This window comes from Legionella waltersii, assembly GCF_001468085.1.
Classification (GTDB): Bacteria; Pseudomonadota; Gammaproteobacteria; order Legionellales; family Legionellaceae; genus Legionella; species Legionella waltersii.
On record NZ_LNZB01000056.1, the window covers coordinates 185,232 to 185,475 of the forward strand.

Here is a 244-nt window from a genome sequence, read left to right on the forward strand (position 1 = left end):
AATGTCACGGATGGTCATTGATGACGTGCTTTGGGAGTGCTTACAAAAATTACTGCCCAAGCCGAAGGGGCGACATGGAAAAGATGATCGCTTGTTTATGGATGCAATATGCTGGATGCTTCGAACAGGGGCAGCCTGGCGAGATTTGCCACCAGCATATGGTAATTGGAAAAGCGTTTACAATCGATATAACAATTGGTCTAAAAAAGGCTATATCGCTGCGATACTGGCCGAGTTAAAAAAA

At 44.3% G+C, this 244-nt stretch carries 1 protein-coding gene; it reads left to right on the forward strand.

Features of this window, described 5'->3' with window-relative positions:
• A partial coding sequence (locus tag Lwal_RS17735) for a transposase (protein WP_193787233.1) occupies positions 1-244 on the forward strand: 244 nt, incomplete at both ends.